1 protein-coding gene is annotated in these 456 nt (G+C 50.2%); it reads right to left on the reverse strand.

Annotated features, from left to right (window positions below; all coding sequences use genetic code 11):
- A partial coding sequence (locus KVT32_RS28760) for a DUF2971 domain-containing protein (protein WP_217619276.1) occupies nucleotides 1-456 on the reverse strand: 456 nt, incomplete at both ends.

The raw sequence follows: 456 nt of genomic DNA on the forward strand, positions 1-456 counted from the left end.
GCCGTGAATCCTCAATGAGCTGCAGCCATCAATGCTGTGCAGAATGGCCTTTACGCTTTGGTGGAGTGCTGGATGCAGCCACGGGCTGAGGGTTATCCTTTGGATCGCCTGCAAGTTGATAGGTAGTTCAAAAGATGCTCGTTCCTCACGCGACTGCCAGAGCAAGCGCACCTCACTTTCTTGGGAGTATGGATAGCGTTTGAGGAAAGGCAAGCTATGCCGATCAATAGGAGTGCTACGGATATCGCTGATCTTTACGTACTCTACTTCTTTCATCTGCAGATCGGGAACTCCAGAAATTGAGGGTTGGAGATGCTGCTCATCAAATGTGATGCGAACACCAGAAGATGTTGGAGCAAAGACGCGCCAGTGGTGATACGTGTTGGTTTGCACTGAAAACTGACCCGGCGTTTGCATCGAAAACTGACCCAGCCCTAATTTGATTGGGTCAGGGTT

The organism is Achromobacter sp. GbtcB20 (assembly GCF_019091095.1).
In the GTDB taxonomy this organism is placed as follows: domain Bacteria; phylum Pseudomonadota; class Gammaproteobacteria; order Burkholderiales; family Burkholderiaceae_B; genus Achromobacter; species Achromobacter mucicolens.